Source organism: Mycobacterium sp. 20KCMC460 (assembly GCF_022179425.1).
GTDB lineage: Bacteria > Actinomycetota > Actinomycetes > Mycobacteriales > Mycobacteriaceae > Mycobacterium > Mycobacterium kiyosense.
The window spans coordinates 3,991,901-4,012,051 of the sequence record NZ_AP025524.1; the positions used below are offsets into that span (position 1 = coordinate 3,991,901).

The window sequence follows — 20,151 nt, forward strand, 5'->3', positions numbered from 1 at the left end:
CATCTCCTTCCCGCGATCCCACGAGGGTTCAGTCGGCGAATTCGAGGATGTCGGCCACCGGGCGGCGGGCGGTAGCTTCGACGTGTTGTTCGTGCGCCGGCGATCTACCGACCCGGATCAGCAGCTGCGGCCGGCCGTGGCGGCCGGTCATCTCGGCGATGATGTCGCGGCTCTGTTCCAGTTCGGTCAGGTGCGTCAGCGTGCAGGTCGCCATGCCGGCCGCGGTGCATTCGAGCAGAACCGCCGAAAGCGCTTCGCCGCAACGCAACACGTCCAGGGTGTCGTCGCCGGCCGTGGACAGCACCAGAATCTTGGAGTGGTCGTGGTCGATGCCGGCACGGCGGTGGCCACCGCCGGCCGGCGGGAATGCGCGGGCGACGTCCACTCGGGCGGCCTCGGCCGTGGACACCAGCGAGCTGTCCGGAACCCGGGTGCTGTCCGAGTCGAACGGCGATGTCCACCAACGGAGTTCGGTCAGGTAGGTGGTGTCGTAGCGACGCAGGGTCTCGGTGAGGCGGGAGACTTCGGCCAAGCGGGGGCGCTCGTCGTCGGCGATCACGTCCAGACCCACCTGGTAGGGCTGCACGACATCGCGGAGGTTGGAGGCCAGCGCCGGCCAGGGGGCGGGTGCGGCGTAGGGCAACCGGTCGGTACGTCGCCGGCCGATCGCCTCCACCAGGCGCTGGGCGCCCGCCGAGGCCGCGGACAACGGATGAAACGTCAAGGTCGCCAGTAGTTCCGAATCGTGTGGATCGGGCAGCCGCTCGGTGCTGGTATCCCAACCGACGGCGGCCAGCGCGACCCGCAGGTGGTCCAGCGCCGCCCCGCAGCTCAATGTCAGTTCCCGGCCGCTGTGGTCGGTGCCCGGCATCGACATCCGCGGGTCGGCCCACAGCTGTAGCGTCCCGGCCCGGGCTACCCAACGCCAGGGCTGGCTGTTGTGCAGCGAAGGCGCCCGGCCGGCCAGACCTACCGCATATTCGATGACCCCACGGTCGGGCACTGCGGTCGGCATCTCAGCCGCCTGCCCGAGTCAATGCCGGCATGCCGCCGGAGTAGCTCGCCAAATCGGTGCTTGTCGACATCTTCCTCTCCTGCTGAACCGGGTCCCTAGACGGCGCGTCGCCAAACTTCTTGTGCCGCTTGCTTTGCCTGCTCCACCGTGCCCGAGGTGTCGACGACGTGCGCGGTGGCCCAGCCGTCGCGGCGCTGCGCCATCGCCCCCGCGATCGGAGCGGTCACCTCCGAAGCGCCCGGCTTCCTGGTCCGGATGCGTTCGGCGGCGACGTCCGAAGTTGCGCTACACATGATTTCGATCAACGTCGAATGTGTTTGTGCGGCAATATCATTGGCTTGCTGCCGATGCCGGGGATCGCCCCAGGTGCCGTCCAGGATCACCGATTGCCCGTGGCCGGCCAAGGTGTGCGCGCGGCGCATCACCTCCGAGTAGACGGCCGCGACGTTGTCCGCGCTGTACAGGCCCTCGTTCAGCACGCCCGATTCACCGGCGATCGCACCGGATTCCCGGAGCTCGCGGCGCACGTCATCGGTGGAGATGACCCGCGCCCCCACGGCCTGCGCCAGGTTGCGCGCCACCGTCGACTTCCCGGTGCCCGGGTTTCCGCCGACCAGGGCCAACCGAACGGCGCCGGCCCGCAGATGTTCCACGGCGATGGCGAGGTGGCGGACCGCCTCCGCTGCGGACTCGGCGTGACCCTGCGCCCGACGCACACAATCAACCTTGGCGCGCACGCCCGCACGATAGGCGATGTAGAAGTCCCGCAACGAGGCCGGCGCGGTGTCGGCGGCGTAGGAGCGGTAACACTCCAGGAAGAATTCACCAAGATCCTTGCGCCCCAAGAATTCCAGGTCCATGGCCAGAAAGGCGGCGTCGTCGATGCGGTCGACGTAGCGCAGTTGGTCGTCGAACTCCAGGCAGTCCAGCAACGCCGGTTGGCCGTCGGTCCAGAAGATGTCGCCGGCCAGCAGGTCGCCGTGACCGTCGACCACGGCACCTTCGTCGACCCGGCGGTCGATCAGCGCGGCACGGCCGGCAAGGTACTGCTCAGCCAGTCGCCGCACCCGGTCCACCGACTCGGGCGATATCGGCGAACGCGGTTCGCGTGCAAAGCGATCGAGTTCGTTGAGGTTGTCGGACCAGCGGCGGCCGATAGCCGGGACACCGCCCTGCACGCTGATCGCCGGGCCGCGCTCGGCGCGGTCGTGGAAGCGGGCGAGCACCCCGGCGATCGTGTCCAGGATGGATTCGACGTCCTCCCCGCGCGCGACCCTGGTCGCCAGGCGGTCGTCGTCGCTGTAGCGGCGCATGACGACCACCGGTTCGGCGGGGCCGCCGGTCGGGTCGCTGAGCCGCGCGATGCCGAGGTAGCTGTGCGGGGACAACCGGCTGTTCAGTTCGACTTCCCGCCGGCAGGCGTGCTCACGCTGCTCGGGTGCCCGGAAGTCCAGGAAGTCGGTCAGCACCGGCTTCTTGGCCTTGTATGCCCGCTCACCGGCGAGAATCACCACACCCGTGTGGGTTTCATGAACGTCGACAAAGGGCTGCGCGGCCATCTTTGCCGACTCTGCCAGCCCCTCACCGGTGATCGCAACCGTCATGGCATGCGCCGCCCTAGGTGGGCCGGGCGACGATGATCGGCGTGTGGGTGGAATGCACCACGGCGTGGCTGACCGAGCCCAACAGCATCCGTTTCAGCCCGCCCCGGCCGTGGCTCCCCAGCACCACCAGCTGGGCCGAGTTCGCGTGCTCCAGGAGTGCCTGGGCAGGCCGCCCGCAACTGACGACGCGGTGGACGGTGACGTCAGGATAACGTTCCTGCCAACCTGCCAGCCGCTCGGCAAGCACCTCCTCGACTTCTGACCTGATCGCCGGCCAGTCCAGCCCCGGCAGGTCGGCCGCGTCGAGATCGGTCCATGCGTGCACCGCCACCAGATCGACACCGCGGCACGCTGCCTCGTCGAACGCGATCGCTGTCGCCAGTTCGGACACCGGTGAGCCGTCGATACCGACCACTACCGGCGCCGCGACGCGCCGCAACTCGTGGGCCGACCGTTGGTCGTAGTCACGGATGACGGCTACCGGACACGCGGCGCCGTGCAGCACGCCCGAGCTGACCGAACCCAGCACGGCTCGTCCGGCAGCGCCGCGCCCGTGGCTGCCGACCACCACCATTGCGGCGTCTTCGGACATGTCGATCAGCGTCGGCGCGGCCGGGGCGCACCTCATATCCATTGAGATGGCGATGTTCCGGTCCCCCTCCACGACGTCCTGGGCGAGCTTGGCAGCGTCCTCCAGCACCCGTTGGGCGTCTTCCTCCTGCCACACGGCCACCCCGGCCGGCAGCGGAACCTGCGGGAAGGTCGGCACGAAAGCATTCAACGTGTGGACCAAGGTCAGTGGGAGGTTCCGCATCGCGGCCTCCTGCGCTGCCCACCCGACGGCAGCGCACGATTCAGCCGACCCGTCAACCCCGACGACGATTCCGTGTTGCTTCAGTGAGGTTGACATCTGCGTTCTCCTTCGACACCTATGACGCTATTGGCCGAACGGCCGCGGGTCGTGGGGCTTTAGTCCTCAACCGGGTGGACGTGCGGCCTTGGTTCCGGATTAGGTGGGGGAATGCTCAATACAGTTGCGGTCGTCGTGACCGTCGTGCTCGGGGTGCACATCCTGGTGAAGTTCATCTTCTTCGCGTTGCCGTACCGCCGGCGTCGGGCGGCGCTGGACAAACAGTACGGCGCCAAGCCCTCGGCCACCTCGGTGTCCGACCTCGTGGCCATGATCTTGACCGTCGCGATCGCGGCGCTGATCGTATGGCGCGGCATCGAACCGGTCAGCTTCCTGGCCGGCCTGTGGATCGGGGCCACTCTCATTCAGCTGTATTTCCACCAGTTCCATACACCGGTGCCCGCCGATCGCGCCGCCCCCCCGCAGACATCACCGCTCAAGGAGATGTCCTACGCCATTCAGGCCACGCCGTGGCGACCGTGGCCGCAGATGCTGACCCTGACCGCACTGGTGGTGATCAGTCTCGTCTCGCTGTTGCGGTGACCCCGACGATCAGTGCCGCACCAGTAGTACCGAGCAGTCCGGGTAGCCCAGGATCGGATGACAGTTCGGCGTCGCCAGGCCCGGCAACGCATCGGCATCGTTCTGGCCTATGACAGCGAGATCTATTGCGCCGCCATGTTTTCCGCTGACCTCATGCCCGGTTCCCGATGCCACCACCTGAACGGGGACGTCGGGATAACGGCGGACCCAACTGTCCAGCCGACGGTCGATCTGGCGCACCATCGCGTGCCGGCGCCGCCCTTCCTCCATCGCCGCACGCACCACTTCGTCGTTGTCGGCCTCGTCGTTGAGCACCACCGCGATCACCCCCAGCCGGGTCGGGGAGCCGTCGTAGTTGGTGCGGATGACCGCCACCGGGCAGTGCGCCCGCGCCACCAGCGCGGCGGCGGTGGGACCCAGCGACCCGTCGGTCGCCCAGCCCCGCCTGGCGGTGCCCACGCAGACCAAGGCCGTGTCCAGCGATTCGTCGACCAGGACCTGGGCCGGGTCCCCGGACAGTACCACCGTGTCGACCTCGACGAACTTCCCTTCACTGCGTGCGGTGCTCAGCACGGCGCATTCCGCTTGAGACAGCGCCGTTTCGGCGCGCTCGAGATCCCAATCGGATGCGGCGGAAAGCCCGTGGTTGGCGATGACGTACACCAGCCGAAGTGGCACCTGCCGGCTGACCGCCTCATCGATCGCCCACTTTGCGGCATTGACCGCGGCTTGCGAACCGTTCACGCCCACGGTCACCGACTTGGCGTCAAGTGGGTTCATAGTCGGCTCCTGCTTGCGATCGTTGCCTCTCAGGCTAAGGCGTGCGTGGTCATTTGGGCAGGGGCCGTTCGGCCCCACCTGAGACGCCAACGCGGGCGATGTCGAAAGGCTGCGCGGCCAGCTCGAGCAACCGGTTCACGTCCGCGGCCGAGCAGGGTGCCGTGCCGGGGGTCAACAACATCGCCGCGCCCGCGGCGATCCCGAGCCGCACCGCCTCGGGCAGCGCACAGCCCCGGCTCAAGCCCACCGTGATGCCGGCGACCATCGCATCGCCGGCGCCCACCCCGCTGCCGGCCGCCATGGGAACCGCCGCAAATCGCAGGCCTTCCCGAGCGGTCGCGAGCAATGCGCCGTGCGAGCCGAGCGACACCACCACGGCCTGCGCGCGCCCGAGTGCGATCAGCTCTTGCGCCGCCTCCAATTGATCTGTCTCGGTGAGCAATTCGCGTCCGACGCATTCCCGTAGTTCGCGCACGCTCACCTTCAGCAGAAACACCCCGGACGAGACACACTCGAGGGCCGCACCCGAGGTGTCCAGAATGAGCGAGGCACCCACGCCGTGGCACAGCTCGGCGACCCTGTCGTAGAAGTCGTCGGGCACCCCGGGAGGCAGGCTGCCACTGGCCACCACAAACTGCGCCGAGCGGGCCGCCATCCGCAACTCCTGCAGACATCTGGCCTGTTCCCGGTCGCTCAGCTGGGGTCCGGGAAGCACGAACCGGTATTGGCGGCCGGTACTGGATTCATTGACGGTGAAGCTTTCCCGGATGGCAGCCGTGATCGGAATCTCGGCGAACGGCACCTCCTCCTCGCTGAGTAGCGACGTCAGCAGGCCACCGGTCGAGCCGCCCGCGGGGAAAACCGCAAACACCGAACCGCCCAGGACCCTGGCGATCCGGGCGACGTTGACGCCACCCCCTCCGGGGTCGTAGCGGGTAGAGCTGCAGCGAAGTTTCTCGGTCGGACGCACCACCCCCACGGCGGTGGTGACGTCGATCGCCGGATTCATCGTCAGTGTGACGATCTGCGGCAGTCCCGCGAGCGGCCCGGCCGGCATTCCCATGTTCCCCTGCCCGTTTCTCGACTGGCTTAGGTGAAGTTACTCGGCGTTGGTCTACCGGCGGGAACGCGGCTACAGACCGCTCGGATAGGTTTCTGGTGTCTCGCCCGCGATCCACCGGCTGGTGCGCTCGAGGGGTTCCAGCGCGCGGGTGTGGTCGATATGGATCATCGCGTCGAACTGCCCGAGCGGGCGCACGTGGAAATAGTGGCTCTGCCGTTCGGTGGCCGGTTGGTAGATCACTCCGATGGCGCGCCCCAGCCGCACGTCGGCCAGCGGCGCCCCGGCCCGTTGGTCGACGAGCGCGGACACCAGGAACGCCTCCCGCCCGGTCTCGTGGAACATCTCTTCGACGCTGCCCGCCAGTGCCGGCCGGACCACCTTCCGCTCGGCGATGCCACCCCACTCGCTGGCGGCGGTCACGGTACCCGAGTAGGTGCTCAACCCGATCAACCGCGCCTGCTCGCCGTAGCGCTGACGCACCAGCTGCCCGAGCGTGAGCTGCCCGTCGGCCCAAACTTCGGTGGCCGTCGCATCGCCGACGTGAGAGTTGTGCGCCCACACCACGATTCGGGCGGGCGAGTCACTGCGCCGGTCCAGGTGCGTCAGCAGCGCCTCGAGGGTTTGCGCCATGTGCTGATCGCGCAGGTTCCAGGAGGTGACCCGTCCGCTGAACATCGCCCGGTAGTACTCCTCGGCGTTGCGCACAGTTTGCGCGTTCTGCTGGGCATAGAACAGTTCGTCCTCGGCGAGCTGTCCGTCGGTGCGCAGATAGGCGAACGCGTTGCGCTGCAACTCAACCAGTTGATCGATCGCTTCCTGCTCACACCTGGGGCCGGCACCGAAGGCCGCCGCGAAGCCATAGGCCTGGCCGTCGTCGGCGGAGTTGTGGTCGAAGCAGGCGTAGCGGTTACGGGCCCGCGCGGCCGCGACCGGGTCGACCTTCTCGAGGTAGCTGACCACTTCGGCCATCGACCGATGCAGGCTGTACAGATCCAGCCCGTAGAAACCGGCTTGGTGGCCGCCTGCGGCCGCGTGCCGCGTGTTGTGTCCGCGCAACCACTCGGCGAAGTCGCGAACCACGGTGTTGCGCCACATCCAAGCCGGGAAGCGCTCGAACCCGCGCAGCGCCTCCTCCGCGTTGGCGTCCTCACCCAGGCCGCGAACGTAGCGATTCACCCGGTAGGCATCCGGCCAGTCCGCCTCGGCCGCGACCCCGCTGAACCCCTTCTCCTCGATCAGCCACTTGGTGATCTCGGCGCGCGCCTCGTAGAACTCGTGGGTGCCGTGCGAGCTCTCCCCGATCAGCACCACCCGCGCGTCCCCGATGATCTCCTCCAGCACCTCACGCGGCGGAATGCCCTGCGGCGCGTTGATCGCCGCGACGTTGAGCACCTCCGCGGGTGTCGGCGTCGCGGGCCTGATCACCGGGATGCCGGTCGTGGGGGTAGCCAGCAGTCGGCGCACCTCCTCGTCGCTGACCTGGCTGAAGTCCCAATACGACTCCCCCACCGCCATGAACGGGGTGGGCATCGACGCGCACACCACGTCGTCGACCAAGGCGGCGAACTCCCGGCAGGTCGATTCCGGGGCGGCCGGCACCGCGATCACCAACTCGGCCGGCTCGGCCTCCCGCAATGCCTGCACCGCCGCGAACATGCTTGCACCGGTGGCTAATCCGTCGTCGACGAGCAGCACGGTCTTGCCCGCCACCTCCACCGGCGGGCGGCCATCCCGGTAGGCCGCTTCGCGGCGAGCCAACTCGCGGCCCTCACGTTCGGCGACGTCACGCAGCTGCTGCGGGGTGACCCGCAGGCCGCGCACGATGTCGTCGTTGATGACGACCCGGCCGCCGCTAGCCAGCGCTCCCAGAGCGAACTCCTCGTGCCCAGGTGCGCCCAGCTTTCGGACGATGAACGCGTCCAGCGGAACGCGCAAGCCCGCGGCCACCTCCCACGCGACGGGCACGCCGCCGCGGGCCAAGCCGAGTACGAGTACGTCGGGGCGGTCGCGGTAGGCGCTCAACAACCCGGCCAGCACCTTGCCGGCCTCACGCCGGTCACGGAAAACACGCCTCGGGGAGGCCGACGCTGCACTGGTCATGATCTGCACTCTCTAGATTTCGAAGTCACTTTTGGGCCGATGTCTATTCGACCGGTCCCGGTTGACCACTGCAAGGGACGGAAGTCCCTGCCCTTCGTCGGCGTCCTCGGCCCCGGCCGCCGTCGACTGATATCCCAAACCGATGTAGGACATGACGCGTTCCAGGATGAGCCGGAACGCGTCCCCGTCCTCGGCGATCCTCGTCAAATCCCTACGACGCAGGAACCCCTCGAGACGCCGGTCCAGTGACCAGCTCGAGTACACGGCCTGATCGGCATAGGGCGAGTTCAGGAATCTGCAGGCCAGCGCATCGACGTCGGCGTCAGTCAGCTGCATGGAACCGCTTTGTTCTGGCAGCATTGCGCATCCGCGCGACACCAGTCGAGCGATCGGCCGCACCTCGGCCCTCCGGTGGGCACCGCTCGGAACATGGCAAATACCCAACTCTCTGCTGCCGGCCACCAATGCCGATCAACGCCCATCGAACTCCAGGCTGCAGCACACTGTCATCCGGCAATAGAGTCCTTCGTCACAGGTGCCCGATGCCTGACGCACTTGCGCCGGTGGCCGCCACGCGGACTACCGTCGTCGGTGACGACGCACCACGACTCGAAGGGGGCGGATCGATGCCGGTGTCCGGCGAGGGAGTCACGATCCTCTCAGAGCACGAATGCTGGGACCTGCTGGGCAGTGTCCCGATCGGGCGGCTGGTCACCAGTGTCGACGCCCGGCCCGAGATCTTCCCGGTCAACTTCGCCGTCCAGCGCCGAACCGTGCTCTTCCGCACCGCCGAGGGCACCAAGCTGATCAGCACGGCGATCAACAACCATGTTGTGTTCGAGGCCGACGACTACTCGCTCGCCGAGGGATGGAGCGTGATCGTCAAGGGCGTCGCGCGCTCGGTGCGCGACGAACAGGATCTCGAGGAGGCCGAGCGGGCGCAGCTGCTGTCGTGGACCGCGGCGACGAAAACGCACTACGTGCGGGTGCTTCCCGAACTGGTCACCGGCCGGCGGTTCCGGTTCACCTCGCAGTGAGCGAGATCGGCAAGGTTGGGGCACGACGCTGAAAGTTGGGACTTCCGTCCCTCGCGCGCAACCGGGTCCAGTGCTCGAATGAAGGTACCGGACGAAAGGTCTCGGTCGCCGGAGGTACCACCATGAACACCACACACGTCCAGCCCAGAACGTACGCGTTCGCACGCGTCCTGGGTCCGTTCCTCGCAATCCTGGGTACCGCGACCGTGGCACGCGGATCGGAGATGCGCGCACTGCTCGACGGGTTCGAGTCCAACCCGGCCTGGGCCTGGATGAGCGGCACCATCGTGCTGCTGATCGGCATCGTAATTGTGGCCCTGCACCCCTATTGGCGGGGCGCGCCGGCCGCCACCGTGTCCGCGCTGGGGTGGATGCTCACGGCGCGCGGGCTGCTGCTGGTGGCCTTCCCCGGCGTTTTCATGAAAGCCGCCGACGCCACGATCGGTATGAGTTCGGCATGGATGAGCGCGAGCATCTTGGTGGCCGCGGCGGGGGCGTATCTGACCTACGTCGGCTGGCGGCCTGCGCCGGCTCAGCCGGTCAGGTCCGACGCAACCAGTCGGGATCTGCCTAGCGCTGCGTAGCCGACGATCGCCGATTGATCTCGCGCACAGCCAGATTGACCATTAGCGGCACCGCGCCCGCGACCGCTGGGGTCAGCTCCGTGCCGTGCCCGGTGTCGGCCACCTCGACCGTCACCGCCACCACCGAATCGGGCACCCGGCCCAGCGCCATTCCGAGGGCGTATGTGCCGGCGACGTCGACGGCATGCGAACTCAGCCCACCGGCCGCGGCCACATCCGTCACCGCGCAGCAGCGGACCCGGCCCGGCCGAGTCGCCGCAGTGACGGCGGCGTCGATCAGCACGGCCCGGCGCGCACCGGACCACGCCTCCAACAGGCTCATCGGATCGCAGATGTCGGTGATCACCCGGACGCCGGGCAGTGTCAGCTCGCCGATCGCTTCGGCGGCAAGGATGCCGACGGCGTCGTCGCGCCGGAACCGGTTGCCCAGTCCGACGACGACGGTGTCCGCGGTCACCGGCCGTCCACGGTGAGGGTCAAGAAGTGGGTGGCACACGAGATGCACGGGTCGTAGTTACGAATCACCCTCTCGCACAACAGGGTCAGTGCCGCGTCGTCGATATCCAGATTGGTCGAGACGACGCGGGCCAGGTCGGCTTCGATCGCACCCTGATTCTGTGAGGTGGGCGGGACGATGGTCGCCGCGGAAATCAGTCCCTCAGCGTCGATTCGGTACCGGTGGTAGAGCAGACCGCGGGGCGCCTCACTGACGCCGTGCCCCACCCCGGGCCGGGCTTCGACGTCCACGTACGGGCGGGATGGGCGTTGGTATTCGTCGATGATGCGCAATGCTTCCTCGATCGCGTAGACCACCTCGACGGATCGAACGACGATGCTGCGGAACGGGTTTCGGCATTGCACGCCCAGCCCGGCGCGGGCGGCGGCCTGCGCCGCGATCGGTGACAGCGCCGCGGAGTTCAGCGAATAGCGGGCCAGCGGCCCGGTGAGGTGACGCCCGCCGTCCAGCGTCGCCTGCAGTGCCGAGGAGTGCGGCACCTGGTGCTCGCGTACCCGCTCGGTGAAATCGGCCACCGGGAAGGACGGGCCGGCGCTGCGCACGATGGTGCCGTTCTCGATCGGGTAGCGCCCCGGGGTGCTCAACGCCAGGAACTCGTGGTCCATCTCGAATTCGGGAAACTCGAAGCCCGACACCCACTCCACCGTTTCCAGCGCTTCGTCCAGGGCGCGGCGCAGCCGTTCGGCCATCGGTGCGAGTTCGGCTTTGGTCGGCACCGAGTAGAAGCCGCCGACGCGCACGTTGATGGGGTGTATCGCGCGTCCGCCGACGAACTCCATCAGCGCGTTGCCGGCCTTCTTCAGCGACAGGCCCCGCTGCACCGCGGCGCCATGATTTCGCGACATGGCGATGATGTCGGGGCAGCCCAGGAAGTCCGGGGCGTTCAGCAGGTAGATGTGCAGCACGTGACTGTGCATCCACTCGCCGCAGTACAACAACCGGCGCAGCGCGACGAGCTCGTCGTCCAGGGTCGCCCCGCAGGCGTCTTCGATCGCGTTGCACGCGCTGAATTGGTAAGCGACCGGACAGATTCCGCAAATCCGTGCGGTCAGGTCGGGCGGTTCGGTGTAGGCGCGGCCGCGCAGAAAGGCTTCGAAGAACCGCGGCGGCTCGTAGATGTTGAGCTCCACCCTTTCCAGCACGCCGTCTCTCACCGTGACATGCAGCGCCCCTTCGCCTTCCACTCGCGCCAGGGTGCCGACACTGAGGGTGCGGGTGCTCACCGCGGCTGCCGTTCGGCGGCGAAACTGGTCACGTTGAACGTCGAGAACACCCGTTCGACGTCGCCGTCGGACATGCCGTCGCGGCGCAACAACGGAATCAGCGTCGCGGTCTGTGGCGCCGCCGACGGGCCGAAACAGCCGAAGCAGCCGCGATGATGCTTGGGGCACAGCGCACCGCAGCCGGCGTGGGTGACGGGCCCCAGGCACGGCGTGCCGTCGGCGACGACCAGGCAGGTGACGCCACGCATCTTGCATTCGGTGCACACCGTCTTGGCCGGCAGCCGCGGTTTGCGGCCGATCAGCAACGCGGCCAGGGTGTCGAGCAGCTGTCCGCGGTCGATCGGGCAGCCGTGCAGCTGGTAGTCGACCTCGACGTGCGCGGAGGCGGGCGTGGAGGTCGCCAGGGTCTGGATGTAGTCGGGTCGGGCGTACACCACCGAGGTGAATTCGGTGACGTCGGCGAAGTTGCGCAGTGCTTGCACTCCCCCGGCCGTCGCACACGCACCGATGGTGACCAATACCCGAGACTGCTTGCGGATGTCACGGATCCGTTGCTCGTCGTGCGGCGTGGTGACCGAACCTTCGACCAGCGACACGTCGTACGGGCCGTCGACGGTCGCGCTGGATGCCTCCGCGAAGTTGGCGATCGTGACCTGACCGGCCAGGGTGAGCAACTCGTCCTCGCAATCCAGCAGCGTCAGCTGACAACCGTCGCACGAGGCGAACTTCCACACGGCCAGTTTGGGTGGGCTCATCTACAGCTCCTTCACCCGCAGCAACGGGCCGGCGACGTCGTAGCTCACCACGGGTCCGTCGCGGCACAGCAGCAGCGGACCCAGTTGGCAGTGCCCGCATAAACCGATGCCGCACTGCATATTCCGTTCCAGCGAAACCTTGATATCTTGCGCGGCAACACCTTTGGCGATCAATTCCTCGGCGCCGAAATGCAGCATGGCTTCCGGTCCGCAGAGGAACGCGGTGGTGCAGCCCGGGTCCAGCGTCAAGCGCCGCAGCGGCGCGGTGACCAGCCCGACCTCACCGGTCCAGCCCTGCGTGGCGGCGTCGACGATCAGGTGCAAATCGATCTGCGGGTCGTTGGCCCACCTCTTGAGTTGGTCGGCGAACACGAAGTCGGACTTCGAGCGGGCGCCCACCACCAGCGTCAGCGTTCCATAGCGGGCCCGCAACGCCACCGCCTGCAGGATCGCCGGACGCAACGGGCACAGCCCCACGCCGCCGGCGACCATCACCAGATCCCGCCCGACGGCCTCGGCCAAACCCCAGGTGGTCCCGAATGGCCCGCGGACGCCGATGACACTGCCCGGCTGGGCGTCGTGCAGCGCGCGACTGACCGCACCGACCGATCGCACGGTGTGGGTGATGGAACCGTCGGTGACGGTCGGGTCACCGGAGACCGAGATCGCGACCTCGCCGACGCCGAAGGCGTAGAGCATCATGAACTCGCCCGGCTCGGGCGAGCGCAGCGCCTCACCGACCGGCTCGAGGCACAGGGTCGCCGAATCCGGGCTCTCCACAACGCGACTGCGTACCCGGTAGGGAACGGGCGCCATCGAATGCAGCGCAGGCAGCACGCGGGTCGCTTCAGTCATCGCCGGTCCGCTCCGGCGTTCCGGCCATCTTGTTCATCTCCTCGGTGATGTCGATGCCGGTGGGACACCAGGCGATGCAGCGGCCGCAGCCGACGCAGCCGGACATGCCGAACTGGTCGTGCCAGGTGCCCAGTTTGTGGGTGATCCAGTGCCGGTAGCGCGACGCCCCGGACTGCCGGACGCTGCCGCCGCCGTGGACGTAGGTGAAGTCGAATTCGAAGCAGGAAGCCCAGTTTCGCCACCGCTCGGCGTGCTCGCCGGTGAGGTCGCTGACGTCCTCGGTGCTGGTGCAGAAACAGGTCGGGCACACCATGGTGCAGTTGCCGCAGGTCAGGCAGCGCCCGGCCACGTCCTCCCACTGCGGCGACTCGCGTGCGTCGATCAGCAGGTTACGCAGGTCGGTCTCGGGCATCCGGCGGCCCATGTGTTGCGCGGCGGCGTCGACTTCACCACGGGCGCAATCGATTTCGCTCCGGGTTGGTTCGCGCTGCGGTAGGCCGGCCAGCACCTCGGCGCCTTCGGGGGATCCCACGTCGACCAGATAGCTGGGTGCGGCACCGTCGTCGAGGAGCTCGGTGAGCGCGAGATCGTAGCCGGGTCCGACGGCAGGGCCGGTACCCATCGACGCACAGAAGCACAGCCCACCGGGCTCGGTGCAGTTCACCGCCACGACGAACAGGTTTCGGCGGCGGCCGACATAGGAGCCGTCGGGATAGTCGGCATTGCCGAGCACGCGGTCCAGGGTCGCGATAGCGGCCAGGTCGCAACCATGCACGCCGAGCAGCGCGTAACGCGGCGGTTCTGGCTCGGATTGGACTGTCCCGTCCCGGGTTCCGGCCCACAGCCGCAACCGCGGCGGGTGCAGGAACTGCTTCCACGACTGCGCTCCGGCCGAATGCCCGAATACCGCCTCGTCGTCGCGGCGCCGGACCCGGTAGTGCCCCGGGCCCACGTCCACGCCCCAGCCGCGCGGGAGATCGGCCGCGGAATCGAGTTCGGCGAGCACAATCGCGTTGTCCCGCAACGTCGGGCCGACCACCCGGTAACCGCGTTCGATCAGCGACTCGACCAGTTCGTGCAGCCCGCCCACATCCAGCAACGCGCAGTCTTCGGCCCGCCCGGTCATCGACATATCATTGCCCGCGCGGGGTTGCGCTGTAAACCGCCGGCTATTGGCCGACAGCTTGTTGTTGCTCGGCACTCCACTCGACGAAGTCCTCGAGTTCACGACGCGGCGTCGACGGCAATGGATCGGCGTCGATGGGCGCCCAGCCCACTCGCAGCAGCATCTGCGGGTAGCCGTTGGCGCCGAAGACGTCTGTGCGCACCGCTTCCCGGGTCTCGGCGATCTCCAGTGGCTCGGTGATGGGGCAGCTGGACAGGCCCAACGCGGTCGCGGTGAGCAACACGACGCTGGTGGCCTCGCCGGTCCGCAGCCAGGCCAACTTGTCGTCGGTCATGGTGCCCAGCGCCAGCACCGCAGCGTTCTCCACGTCCGGTGTGGCGCCGGAAGGCATCCGCAATTCGGGACGGGCGAACAGCCGGTTGGGCATCGCCGCGCTCAGGTCCGGCGCCGGAGTGCTGTGCGCCGGTATACCGTCGGCGGACGCGTGCCGACCGCTCCACGCGGAGAGTTCGGCCAGGTAGTCCGGATCGGCGGCGTGGTTCCAGACCGATTCGGCCACAATCCTGTTCAGCTTGTCGGTGGCGTCCACCCGGCGCAGGGCCACCCCGGCGCGCGCGGCGCGGGCGGCCATCAGGGCGATGTCGCCACCCGCCACCGGCCAGAAGCTGTAGTAGCGGCGGTCGGTTCGCCGCCGCGGTATCGCCGCGGCCAGCATGATGTCGAGCTGGCCGGCCGGGTGCGGAACCACCTCGATGGCGGCGAGGTGGCTGGGGTCGTGCGGATTGGGCAGCCGGACCACCTTGGCCTGCCATCCGGTCGCGGCCAAACCGATGATGCAGTGGTTGAGCGCCGCGCCACAGCTCAGGATCAGGTCTCGGCCCTCGGGGTCGGTGTGGGCAAGCTGCAGGGTCGCGTCGGAGTACAGGTGCAGGCTCGTCTCCCCTACCCGCCAGCGCCACGGTTGGGTGTTGTGGACCGACGGCGCCCGCGACGCCAGCCGCAGTACGGTCTCGGCGGTGCCGCGGTCGGGAAAATGTGCGTTCATCGGAGGTGCCCTCATTCGTGCCGTCGTGCTGCTTACCTCCAAGATGGCGCTGCGCAGGCCGCGGCACGAGAGCACGGTGTCCCCTGCAGTGAGGACTTTGTGCCATTGCTCGGTGCGCGACCCGCTATTCCGGCGCCAACCCCGGCGATTCGGGACCGAGACGTCGGGCGGCCACCGAACCCGCGATCGAGGTGGCGGCAATGGTGAGCAGGGCGCCGAACATCATTGCCGACGGCTCGCCGGCGCGCAGCAGGTGTTGCTGGGTGCCGATGGTGGCCGCCGCCACCGGTACGCCCAACTGGGCGGAGGAGCACACGGCCAGCGTCAAGGGTTGCCCGAACAGTCGCCCTACGGCGTGCACCAGCACGGCACCCAGTCCGAGCCCCGCGCCGAGCAGGACGAATTCGGGGTAGGCAGCCAGGTCCCGGACCTGCAGCGAGGCGCCCAGCCAGACGAAGAACAGCGGGCCGAAGAAACCTTCGGTGATACCGAACAGCTGCCGGGCCAACCGCCGCGGCTCCCCGACGGCGGCGATCGCCAGTCCGAGCGCGAACCCCGCCAGCATGATCGACACCTGAGTCTGCAGTGCCAACGTCGCCAGCGCGAACAACAACAGCAAATTGGTGCGCAGCTCCAGCGCTAAACGCTGCCTGCCGGAGTACTTCCGAACCCGCTTGAGCCAGCCCCTGCGGTCGGCTGCCCGCAATGCGAGGAAAAGTGCCAGTGCGCATCCGGCGATCGCGAGCGCGCCCAGCGCTGCCACCGGTGCGCGTTTGACGTCGATCACCAAGGGCAGCAGCACGATACATGCGGTATCGGCGATGGCGATCTGGGCGGTGACCGAGAGCACCTGCGGACCTTGCAACCGCAGCGAATCGAGCACCGGCAGCGCGACCGCGGCCGATGACGAGGCGATCAGCACGGCATAGACGGCGCCGTGGCCGGTTCCGAACGCAGCCGCCAGGGCGACCCCGACGCCGGCCGCCAGGACACCGGCCGCAACCGCCCTTGCCAGCGCCATCGGCAGCGCCGTGCGCACCGCGCTGTCGCGGACCGGGACGTGAGTGCCCACCACGAACATGATCAGCGCGAACCCGATGTCGGCCAGCAGCTTCAGCGTCGGATTGGTCATGTCGACCACGTCGAAGCCGGTTTTGCCGACCACCAGCCCGGCGAGCAACTCCCCGATGACGGCCGGAATGCGCAGCCGCGGTACCGATGCGAGCAACGGGCCGGCGAAGCCGACCGCGGTCAGCAATGCCAGTGTGTCGAAGCCGAATTCCGGCACGTCAGCGCCCCGTCAGCACGGTGTCATCCCGATTCTCCGTTCCACGTCACGTCGACTGTAATAGCGCGCGGCCCAGTCACCGGAACGTCGCTGTCATCGATGCGGGCCGTCATGACAGGGTGGCTGACGTGTCCGACACCTCTGCATCAGACCTGCGCGAGATCAGCACGCCGGCCGGCACGCTGCGCTACTACGACACTGCCGCCGACCGGGCGGCGACCCTGTTGTTCCTGCACGGCTCGGGTCCCGGCGTCACCGGCTGGCGAAATTTCCGCGGCGTGCTGCCCGTCTTCGCCGAGCGCTTCCGTTGCCTGATCTTGGAATTCCCCGGCTTCGGTGTCACCGACGACTTCGGTGGCCACCCGATGCTCACCGCCCAAGGCGTGGTGGCGCCGTTCCTGGACGCGCTGGGCGTGCACCGGGTACACATCGTCGGCAACTCGATGGGCGGCGGGGTCGGCATCAACTTCGCGATCCGCTATCCCGATCGCATCGACCGGTTGGTGACGATCGGCGGCATCGGCACCAACACCTTCAGCCCCGGGCCCAGCGAAGGCATCCGACTGCTGCAGGAGTTCACCGAGGACCCGACCCGGCAGCGGTTGGTCGACTGGCTCAAGTCAATGGTGTACGACCAGGCGCTGGTCACCGACGAACTCATCGAGGAACGCTGGCAGCTGGCCACCGACCCGCAGACGCTGGCTGCCGCGCGCCGAATGTACGGCAAGGCTGCGTATTCGGCGATGATGACGGCGATGAGCGCCACCGACCGGCCGATGCCGTGGGCGGTTATGCACAAGGTGGCCGCACCGACGCTGCTGACCTGGGGCCGCGACGACCGGGTGAGCCCGCTCGACATGGCGCTGATACCGATGCGCACCATCCCGAACGCGGAACTGCACGTGTTCCCCAACTGCGGGCACTGGGCGATGATCGAGGCCAAAGCGGCGTTCGAGAGCACCGTGCTGGCATTCCTCTCGCGGACATGACCGGGGCCCCCAGCGTCACGCCAGCGCAGCTGCCGCCACCGCGCGTTGCGCCAGCGTGACGTTCGGCAACCGCGGCCTGCCCTACACCCCGCCCGCAATGCCCGAGCGTCACGCCAGCGCAGCTGCCGCCGCCGCGCGTTGCGCCAGCGTGACGTTCGGCAACCGCGGCCTGCCCTACACCCCGCCCGCAATGCCCCCAGCGTCACGCCAGCGCAGCTGCCGCCGCCGCGCGTTGCGCCAGCGTGACGTTCGGCAACCGCGGCGCGGGTTAGAGCGCGGTCACGACGTCTTCTGGGTGAGGCCGGCGTCGACGACGAGTTTGGTGCCGGTGATGTAGCGCCCCTGCTCGGAGGCCAGGAAGATCGCCGCGTTGGCGATGTCGACCGGCTGCACCCAGGGCACCGGCAACAGGTTGCGCGCCTTGAGCACTTCGGCGGCGTCGGCTTCGGTCGGGTTGTCCAGGTCCGGCCGCAGCCGCCGGAACGTCTTCTCGTTGAGCACCATCGGGGTGGCGACCGCCCCGGGGTGCACGGTGTTGACCCTGACGTTGCGGGGGCCGAGCTCGTTGGCCAGCGCGCGGGCCAGGCCCACCACAGCGTGCTTGCTCGCGGTGTAGTGGGCGGAGTTGGCGGTGCCGCGAATCCCGTTGGTGGAGCTGATGATAACCACCGATCCGCCCTCCGGGCCGAGGTGCGGCACCGCGGCGCGCACCGTGTGCCACACCCCGGTGAGATTGATGTCCAGGGTGCGCTGCCACACCTGCGGGTCCAGCTCCCAGGACGGCGCGCCCGCGGAGTGGATGCCGGCGTTGGCGATCACCACGTCCAGGCGTCCCAGCGCGGTGACACCGGCGTCGACGGCGGCGGTGACCGCCGCCAGGTCGGAGACGTCGGCCAGGCCGGTTGCGCAGCGGCGCCCCCGGTTTTCGACTTCGGTTGCGGTGTCCCGCAATTCGACGGCCGCCGCCGGGAAGTCCAGTGCGATCACGTCGGCGCCCTCGTCGGCGAACCGCTGGCAGTGCACCCGTCCGGTGCCGCCGGACGCGCCGGTGACCAGGACGACTTTGTCGCGCAGGCCGGTACTCACGGCTGCTTGACCAACTCGAATCCCTTGTAGCCGGCCTCGGCCACCTCCGCGCAGATCTGGTTGTAGGTGGCGAATCCGCCGACGAACAACATGAAACCCCTTGGCTTTCCAGGGACATTGGCGCCCATGTACCAGGAGTCGGCCTTGGTGAACAGGGTGGCCTCGGCCAGTCGGGCGCATTCGGCGCCCCAGGCGTCCACCTCGTCCTTGATGGCTTCGATGGCAGCGTAGCCGTGGCTGTCCAGGTAGCCGATGGTCTGCGCGATCCAGTTCACCTGCGCCTCGGCGTGCAACACCATGTTCGCCAACACCGCCGGAGCACCGGGACCCGAGATGACGAACAGGTTGGGGAACCCGTCGATACCCAGGCCGAGGTAGGTGCGAGGTCCGTGCGCCCAGCTGTCACGCAGGGACAGGCCGTCGCGTCCCACGATGTCGATCTTGGCCAGCGCGCCGGTCAGCGCGTCGAAACCCGTTGCAAAAACGATCATGTCGAGGTCATAGTGCGATTCGGTGGTGTTGATGCCGGTCGCGTCGACCGACTCGATGGGCGTATCGCGCACACTCACCAGCGTCACGTTGGGCTTGTTGAAGGTCTGAAAGTAGTTGCTGTCGGTGCAGATTCGCTTGGTGCCGATCGGATGGTCGTTGGGGATCAACTTGTCCGCGAGGGCCGGGTCGTCGATCACCGCCCGCACCTTCTCCTCGTAGAACCGGCGCGCCTCCTCGTTGGCCACCAAGTCGGTCATCTGGTCGGGGAAGGTCTTGGAGTACAGCACTCCGCCCAATTGCCAGCGCTTCTCGAATGCGGCGCGGCGCTCGTCAGCGCTGAACTCCATGGTGGGCCGGTCCGCGGTGATGTGGGGGGACCCGCCGCCACTGCGCCACGACAGCCGGCGCCGTTCGCCGTAATCGGCCTTGATCTCGGCCAACTCCTGCGGGGTCAGCGGCTTGTTGCCGGCCGGCACACTGAAGTTCGGCGTGCGCTGGAAGACGTAGAGCTGCGCGGCCTGCTCGCCGATGATCGGAATCGATTGAATGCCCGAGGATCCGGTGCCGATCACCGCGACCCGCTTGCCGGCGAAGTCGACGGGCTCGTGCGGCCAGTGAGCGGTGTGGTAGACCTCGCCGGCGAAGGTGTCCAGTCCCGGGAAGTCGGGAATCATCGCATCCGACAGCGGTCCGGTCGCCATCAGACAGAACCGCGCGGTGAACACCTCGCCGGTGTCGGTGCTGACCGTCCAGCGCAGCGCCGCCTCGTCGAAGACCGCCGAGACGACCCGGGTGTTGAAAACGATGTCGCGGCGCAGGTCGAGCCGGTCGGCGACCCAGTTCAGGTAGCGCAGGATCTCGGCCTGGGTGGCGTACTTCTCGGTCCAATCCCACTCCTGCTGCAACTCCTCGGAGAACGAGTAGCAGTAGTCGACGCTCTCGACGTCGCAGCGCGCGCCGGGATAACGGTTGTAGTACCAGGTGCCGCCCGGCTCGGGCGCAGCCTCGACCACCCGCACCGCGAGCCCTTGGTCGCGCAGCTTGTGCAGGGCATACAGGCCGGCGAAGCCTGCGCCGACGACCAGTACGTCCAGGGGTTGCTCAGCGTTCACAAGCATCCACGGTAGAACCTCGCGGGC

General features: G+C 68.2%; 20 protein-coding genes. 4 read left to right on the top strand and 16 right to left on the bottom strand.

Annotated elements, in window-relative coordinates:
* Positions 1-28: 28 nt before the first annotated feature.
* From MKCMC460_RS18480 to MKCMC460_RS18490, 3 genes are all read right to left on the bottom strand, one after another.
* Positions 29-1,015 carry an NAD(P)H nitroreductase gene (locus tag MKCMC460_RS18480; RefSeq protein WP_236982529.1) on the bottom strand — a complete coding sequence of 329 codons (987 nt, stop codon included), beginning with the start codon at positions 1,013-1,015 and terminating at the stop codon, positions 29-31.
* A 95-nt stretch (positions 1,016-1,110) separates the two neighbouring features.
* On the bottom strand, positions 1,111-2,619 hold the full coding sequence (locus MKCMC460_RS18485; RefSeq protein WP_236982527.1) for a bifunctional aminoglycoside phosphotransferase/ATP-binding protein: 1,509 nt from the start codon (positions 2,617-2,619) through the stop codon (positions 1,111-1,113).
* A 13-nt stretch (positions 2,620-2,632) separates the two neighbouring features.
* On the bottom strand, positions 2,633-3,529 hold the full coding sequence (locus MKCMC460_RS18490; protein ID WP_236982517.1) for a universal stress protein: 897 nt from the start codon (positions 3,527-3,529) through the stop codon (positions 2,633-2,635).
* 111 nt (positions 3,530-3,640) lie between these two features.
* Here MKCMC460_RS18490 and MKCMC460_RS18495 point away from each other — a divergent pair, with 111 nt between their 5' ends.
* Positions 3,641-4,072, top strand: a complete 432-nt coding sequence (locus tag MKCMC460_RS18495) for a hypothetical protein (RefSeq protein ID WP_236982515.1) — start codon at positions 3,641-3,643, stop codon at positions 4,070-4,072.
* Between the two features lie 9 nt (positions 4,073-4,081).
* On the opposite strand, the gene MKCMC460_RS18500 is transcribed toward MKCMC460_RS18495, so the two are convergent.
* The 4 genes from MKCMC460_RS18500 to MKCMC460_RS31845 form a co-directional block, all read right to left on the bottom strand.
* The gene (locus MKCMC460_RS18500) at positions 4,082-4,852 is read right to left on the bottom strand and encodes a universal stress protein (RefSeq protein ID WP_236982513.1); all 771 of its coding nucleotides are present in this window, start codon (positions 4,850-4,852) and stop codon (positions 4,082-4,084) included.
* A 49-nt stretch (positions 4,853-4,901) separates the two neighbouring features.
* A complete protein-coding gene (locus tag MKCMC460_RS18505) occupies positions 4,902-5,915 on the bottom strand; it encodes a 1-phosphofructokinase family hexose kinase (protein ID WP_236982511.1) in 1,014 nt (337 codons plus the stop codon).
* Between the two features lie 69 nt (positions 5,916-5,984).
* Positions 5,985-8,015 carry an erythromycin esterase family protein gene (locus MKCMC460_RS18510; protein ID WP_236982503.1) on the bottom strand — a complete coding sequence of 677 codons (2,031 nt, stop codon included), beginning with the start codon at positions 8,013-8,015 and terminating at the stop codon, positions 5,985-5,987.
* A gap of 12 nt (positions 8,016-8,027) precedes the next feature.
* Positions 8,028-8,351, bottom strand: a complete 324-nt coding sequence (locus tag MKCMC460_RS31845) for a hypothetical protein (RefSeq protein ID WP_370652877.1) — start codon at positions 8,349-8,351, stop codon at positions 8,028-8,030.
* Positions 8,352-8,641: 290 nt separating this feature from the next.
* On the opposite strand from MKCMC460_RS31845, the gene MKCMC460_RS18520 reads away from it, so the two are divergent.
* Positions 8,642-9,052 (top strand): pyridoxamine 5'-phosphate oxidase family protein, encoded by a 411-nt coding sequence (locus MKCMC460_RS18520; protein WP_236984007.1) that lies wholly within the window; start codon positions 8,642-8,644, stop codon positions 9,050-9,052.
* A 122-nt stretch (positions 9,053-9,174) separates the two neighbouring features.
* Positions 9,175-9,636, top strand: coding sequence for a hypothetical protein (locus MKCMC460_RS18525; protein ID WP_236982501.1), 462 nt, complete (start codon positions 9,175-9,177; stop codon positions 9,634-9,636).
* Here MKCMC460_RS18525 and MKCMC460_RS18530 read toward each other — a convergent pair.
* From MKCMC460_RS18530 to MKCMC460_RS18560, 7 genes are all read right to left on the bottom strand, one after another.
* Complete coding sequence (locus MKCMC460_RS18530; RefSeq protein WP_236982499.1) at positions 9,623-10,093, bottom strand: hydrogenase maturation protease; 471 nt, start codon at positions 10,091-10,093, stop codon at positions 9,623-9,625. The genes MKCMC460_RS18525 and MKCMC460_RS18530 overlap by 14 nt on opposite strands.
* Positions 10,090-11,376, bottom strand: coding sequence for a Ni/Fe hydrogenase subunit alpha (locus tag MKCMC460_RS18535; RefSeq protein ID WP_236982497.1), 1,287 nt, complete (start codon positions 11,374-11,376; stop codon positions 10,090-10,092). The genes MKCMC460_RS18530 and MKCMC460_RS18535 overlap by 4 nt, the downstream gene beginning before the upstream one ends.
* On the bottom strand, positions 11,373-12,131 hold the full coding sequence (locus MKCMC460_RS18540; protein WP_236982489.1) for an oxidoreductase: 759 nt from the start codon (positions 12,129-12,131) through the stop codon (positions 11,373-11,375). Before MKCMC460_RS18540 ends, MKCMC460_RS18535 begins: the two co-directional genes overlap by 4 nt.
* A complete protein-coding gene (locus MKCMC460_RS18545) occupies positions 12,132-12,986 on the bottom strand; it encodes an FAD/NAD(P)-binding protein (protein WP_236982487.1) in 855 nt (284 codons plus the stop codon).
* Positions 12,979-14,112: a 4Fe-4S dicluster domain-containing protein gene (locus MKCMC460_RS18550; RefSeq protein ID WP_236982485.1), complete on the bottom strand. Its 1,134-nt coding sequence runs from the start codon at positions 14,110-14,112 to the stop codon at positions 12,979-12,981. Before MKCMC460_RS18550 ends, MKCMC460_RS18545 begins: the two co-directional genes overlap by 8 nt.
* A gap of 43 nt (positions 14,113-14,155) precedes the next feature.
* Positions 14,156-15,157, bottom strand: coding sequence for an NAD(P)H nitroreductase (locus tag MKCMC460_RS18555; RefSeq protein WP_236982483.1), 1,002 nt, complete (start codon positions 15,155-15,157; stop codon positions 14,156-14,158).
* A 124-nt stretch (positions 15,158-15,281) separates the two neighbouring features.
* Positions 15,282-16,445: a cation:proton antiporter gene (locus MKCMC460_RS18560; protein ID WP_236982481.1), complete on the bottom strand. Its 1,164-nt coding sequence runs from the start codon at positions 16,443-16,445 to the stop codon at positions 15,282-15,284.
* A gap of 128 nt (positions 16,446-16,573) precedes the next feature.
* Between MKCMC460_RS18560 and MKCMC460_RS18565 the strand changes: the two genes are divergently transcribed.
* The gene (locus MKCMC460_RS18565) at positions 16,574-17,434 is read left to right on the top strand and encodes an alpha/beta fold hydrolase (RefSeq protein WP_370652881.1); all 861 of its coding nucleotides are present in this window, start codon (positions 16,574-16,576) and stop codon (positions 17,432-17,434) included.
* 279 nt (positions 17,435-17,713) lie between these two features.
* Here MKCMC460_RS18565 and MKCMC460_RS18570 read toward each other — a convergent pair whose 3' ends face one another.
* Both MKCMC460_RS18570 and MKCMC460_RS18575 read right to left on the bottom strand, forming a co-directional pair.
* Positions 17,714-18,520 carry a mycofactocin-coupled SDR family oxidoreductase gene (locus MKCMC460_RS18570; RefSeq protein ID WP_236982477.1) on the bottom strand — a complete coding sequence of 269 codons (807 nt, stop codon included), beginning with the start codon at positions 18,518-18,520 and terminating at the stop codon, positions 17,714-17,716.
* Positions 18,517-20,130, bottom strand: coding sequence for an NAD(P)/FAD-dependent oxidoreductase (locus MKCMC460_RS18575; RefSeq protein ID WP_236982475.1), 1,614 nt, complete (start codon positions 20,128-20,130; stop codon positions 18,517-18,519). Before MKCMC460_RS18575 ends, MKCMC460_RS18570 begins: the two co-directional genes overlap by 4 nt.
* Between the last annotated feature and the right edge of the window lie 21 nt (positions 20,131-20,151).

What these genes read in the sequence shown, in the direction of transcription:
- MKCMC460_RS18550 (WP_236982485.1), bottom strand. Translation starts at nt 14,112, where the DNA reads ATGACCGGGCGGGCCGAAGACTGCGCGTTGCTGGATGTGGGCGGGCTG.
- MKCMC460_RS18540 (WP_236982489.1), bottom strand. Translation starts at nt 12,131, where the DNA reads ATGAGCCCACCCAAACTGGCCGTGTGGAAGTTCGCCTCGTGCGACGGT.
- MKCMC460_RS18545 (WP_236982487.1), bottom strand. Translation starts at nt 12,986, where the DNA reads ATGACTGAAGCGACCCGCGTGCTGCCTGCGCTGCATTCGATGGCGCCC.
- MKCMC460_RS18555 (WP_236982483.1), bottom strand. Translation starts at nt 15,157, where the DNA reads ATGAACGCACATTTTCCCGACCGCGGCACCGCCGAGACCGTACTGCGG.
- MKCMC460_RS18485 (WP_236982527.1), bottom strand. Translation starts at nt 2,619, where the DNA reads ATGACGGTTGCGATCACCGGTGAGGGGCTGGCAGAGTCGGCAAAGATG.
- MKCMC460_RS18480 (WP_236982529.1), bottom strand. Translation starts at nt 1,015, where the DNA reads ATGCCGACCGCAGTGCCCGACCGTGGGGTCATCGAATATGCGGTAGGT.
- MKCMC460_RS31845 (WP_370652877.1), bottom strand. Translation starts at nt 8,351, where the DNA reads ATGCAGCTGACTGACGCCGACGTCGATGCGCTGGCCTGCAGATTCCTG.
- MKCMC460_RS18490 (WP_236982517.1), bottom strand. Translation starts at nt 3,529, where the DNA reads ATGTCAACCTCACTGAAGCAACACGGAATCGTCGTCGGGGTTGACGGG.
- MKCMC460_RS18510 (WP_236982503.1), bottom strand. Translation starts at nt 8,015, where the DNA reads ATGACCAGTGCAGCGTCGGCCTCCCCGAGGCGTGTTTTCCGTGACCGG.
- MKCMC460_RS18575 (WP_236982475.1), bottom strand. Translation starts at nt 20,130, where the DNA reads ATGCTTGTGAACGCTGAGCAACCCCTGGACGTACTGGTCGTCGGCGCA.
- MKCMC460_RS18520 (WP_236984007.1), top strand. Translation starts at nt 8,642, where the DNA reads ATGCCGGTGTCCGGCGAGGGAGTCACGATCCTCTCAGAGCACGAATGC.
- MKCMC460_RS18505 (WP_236982511.1), bottom strand. Translation starts at nt 5,915, where the DNA reads ATGGGAATGCCGGCCGGGCCGCTCGCGGGACTGCCGCAGATCGTCACA.
- MKCMC460_RS18500 (WP_236982513.1), bottom strand. Translation starts at nt 4,852, where the DNA reads ATGAACCCACTTGACGCCAAGTCGGTGACCGTGGGCGTGAACGGTTCG.
- MKCMC460_RS18525 (WP_236982501.1), top strand. Translation starts at nt 9,175, where the DNA reads ATGAACACCACACACGTCCAGCCCAGAACGTACGCGTTCGCACGCGTC.
- MKCMC460_RS18495 (WP_236982515.1), top strand. Translation starts at nt 3,641, where the DNA reads ATGCTCAATACAGTTGCGGTCGTCGTGACCGTCGTGCTCGGGGTGCAC.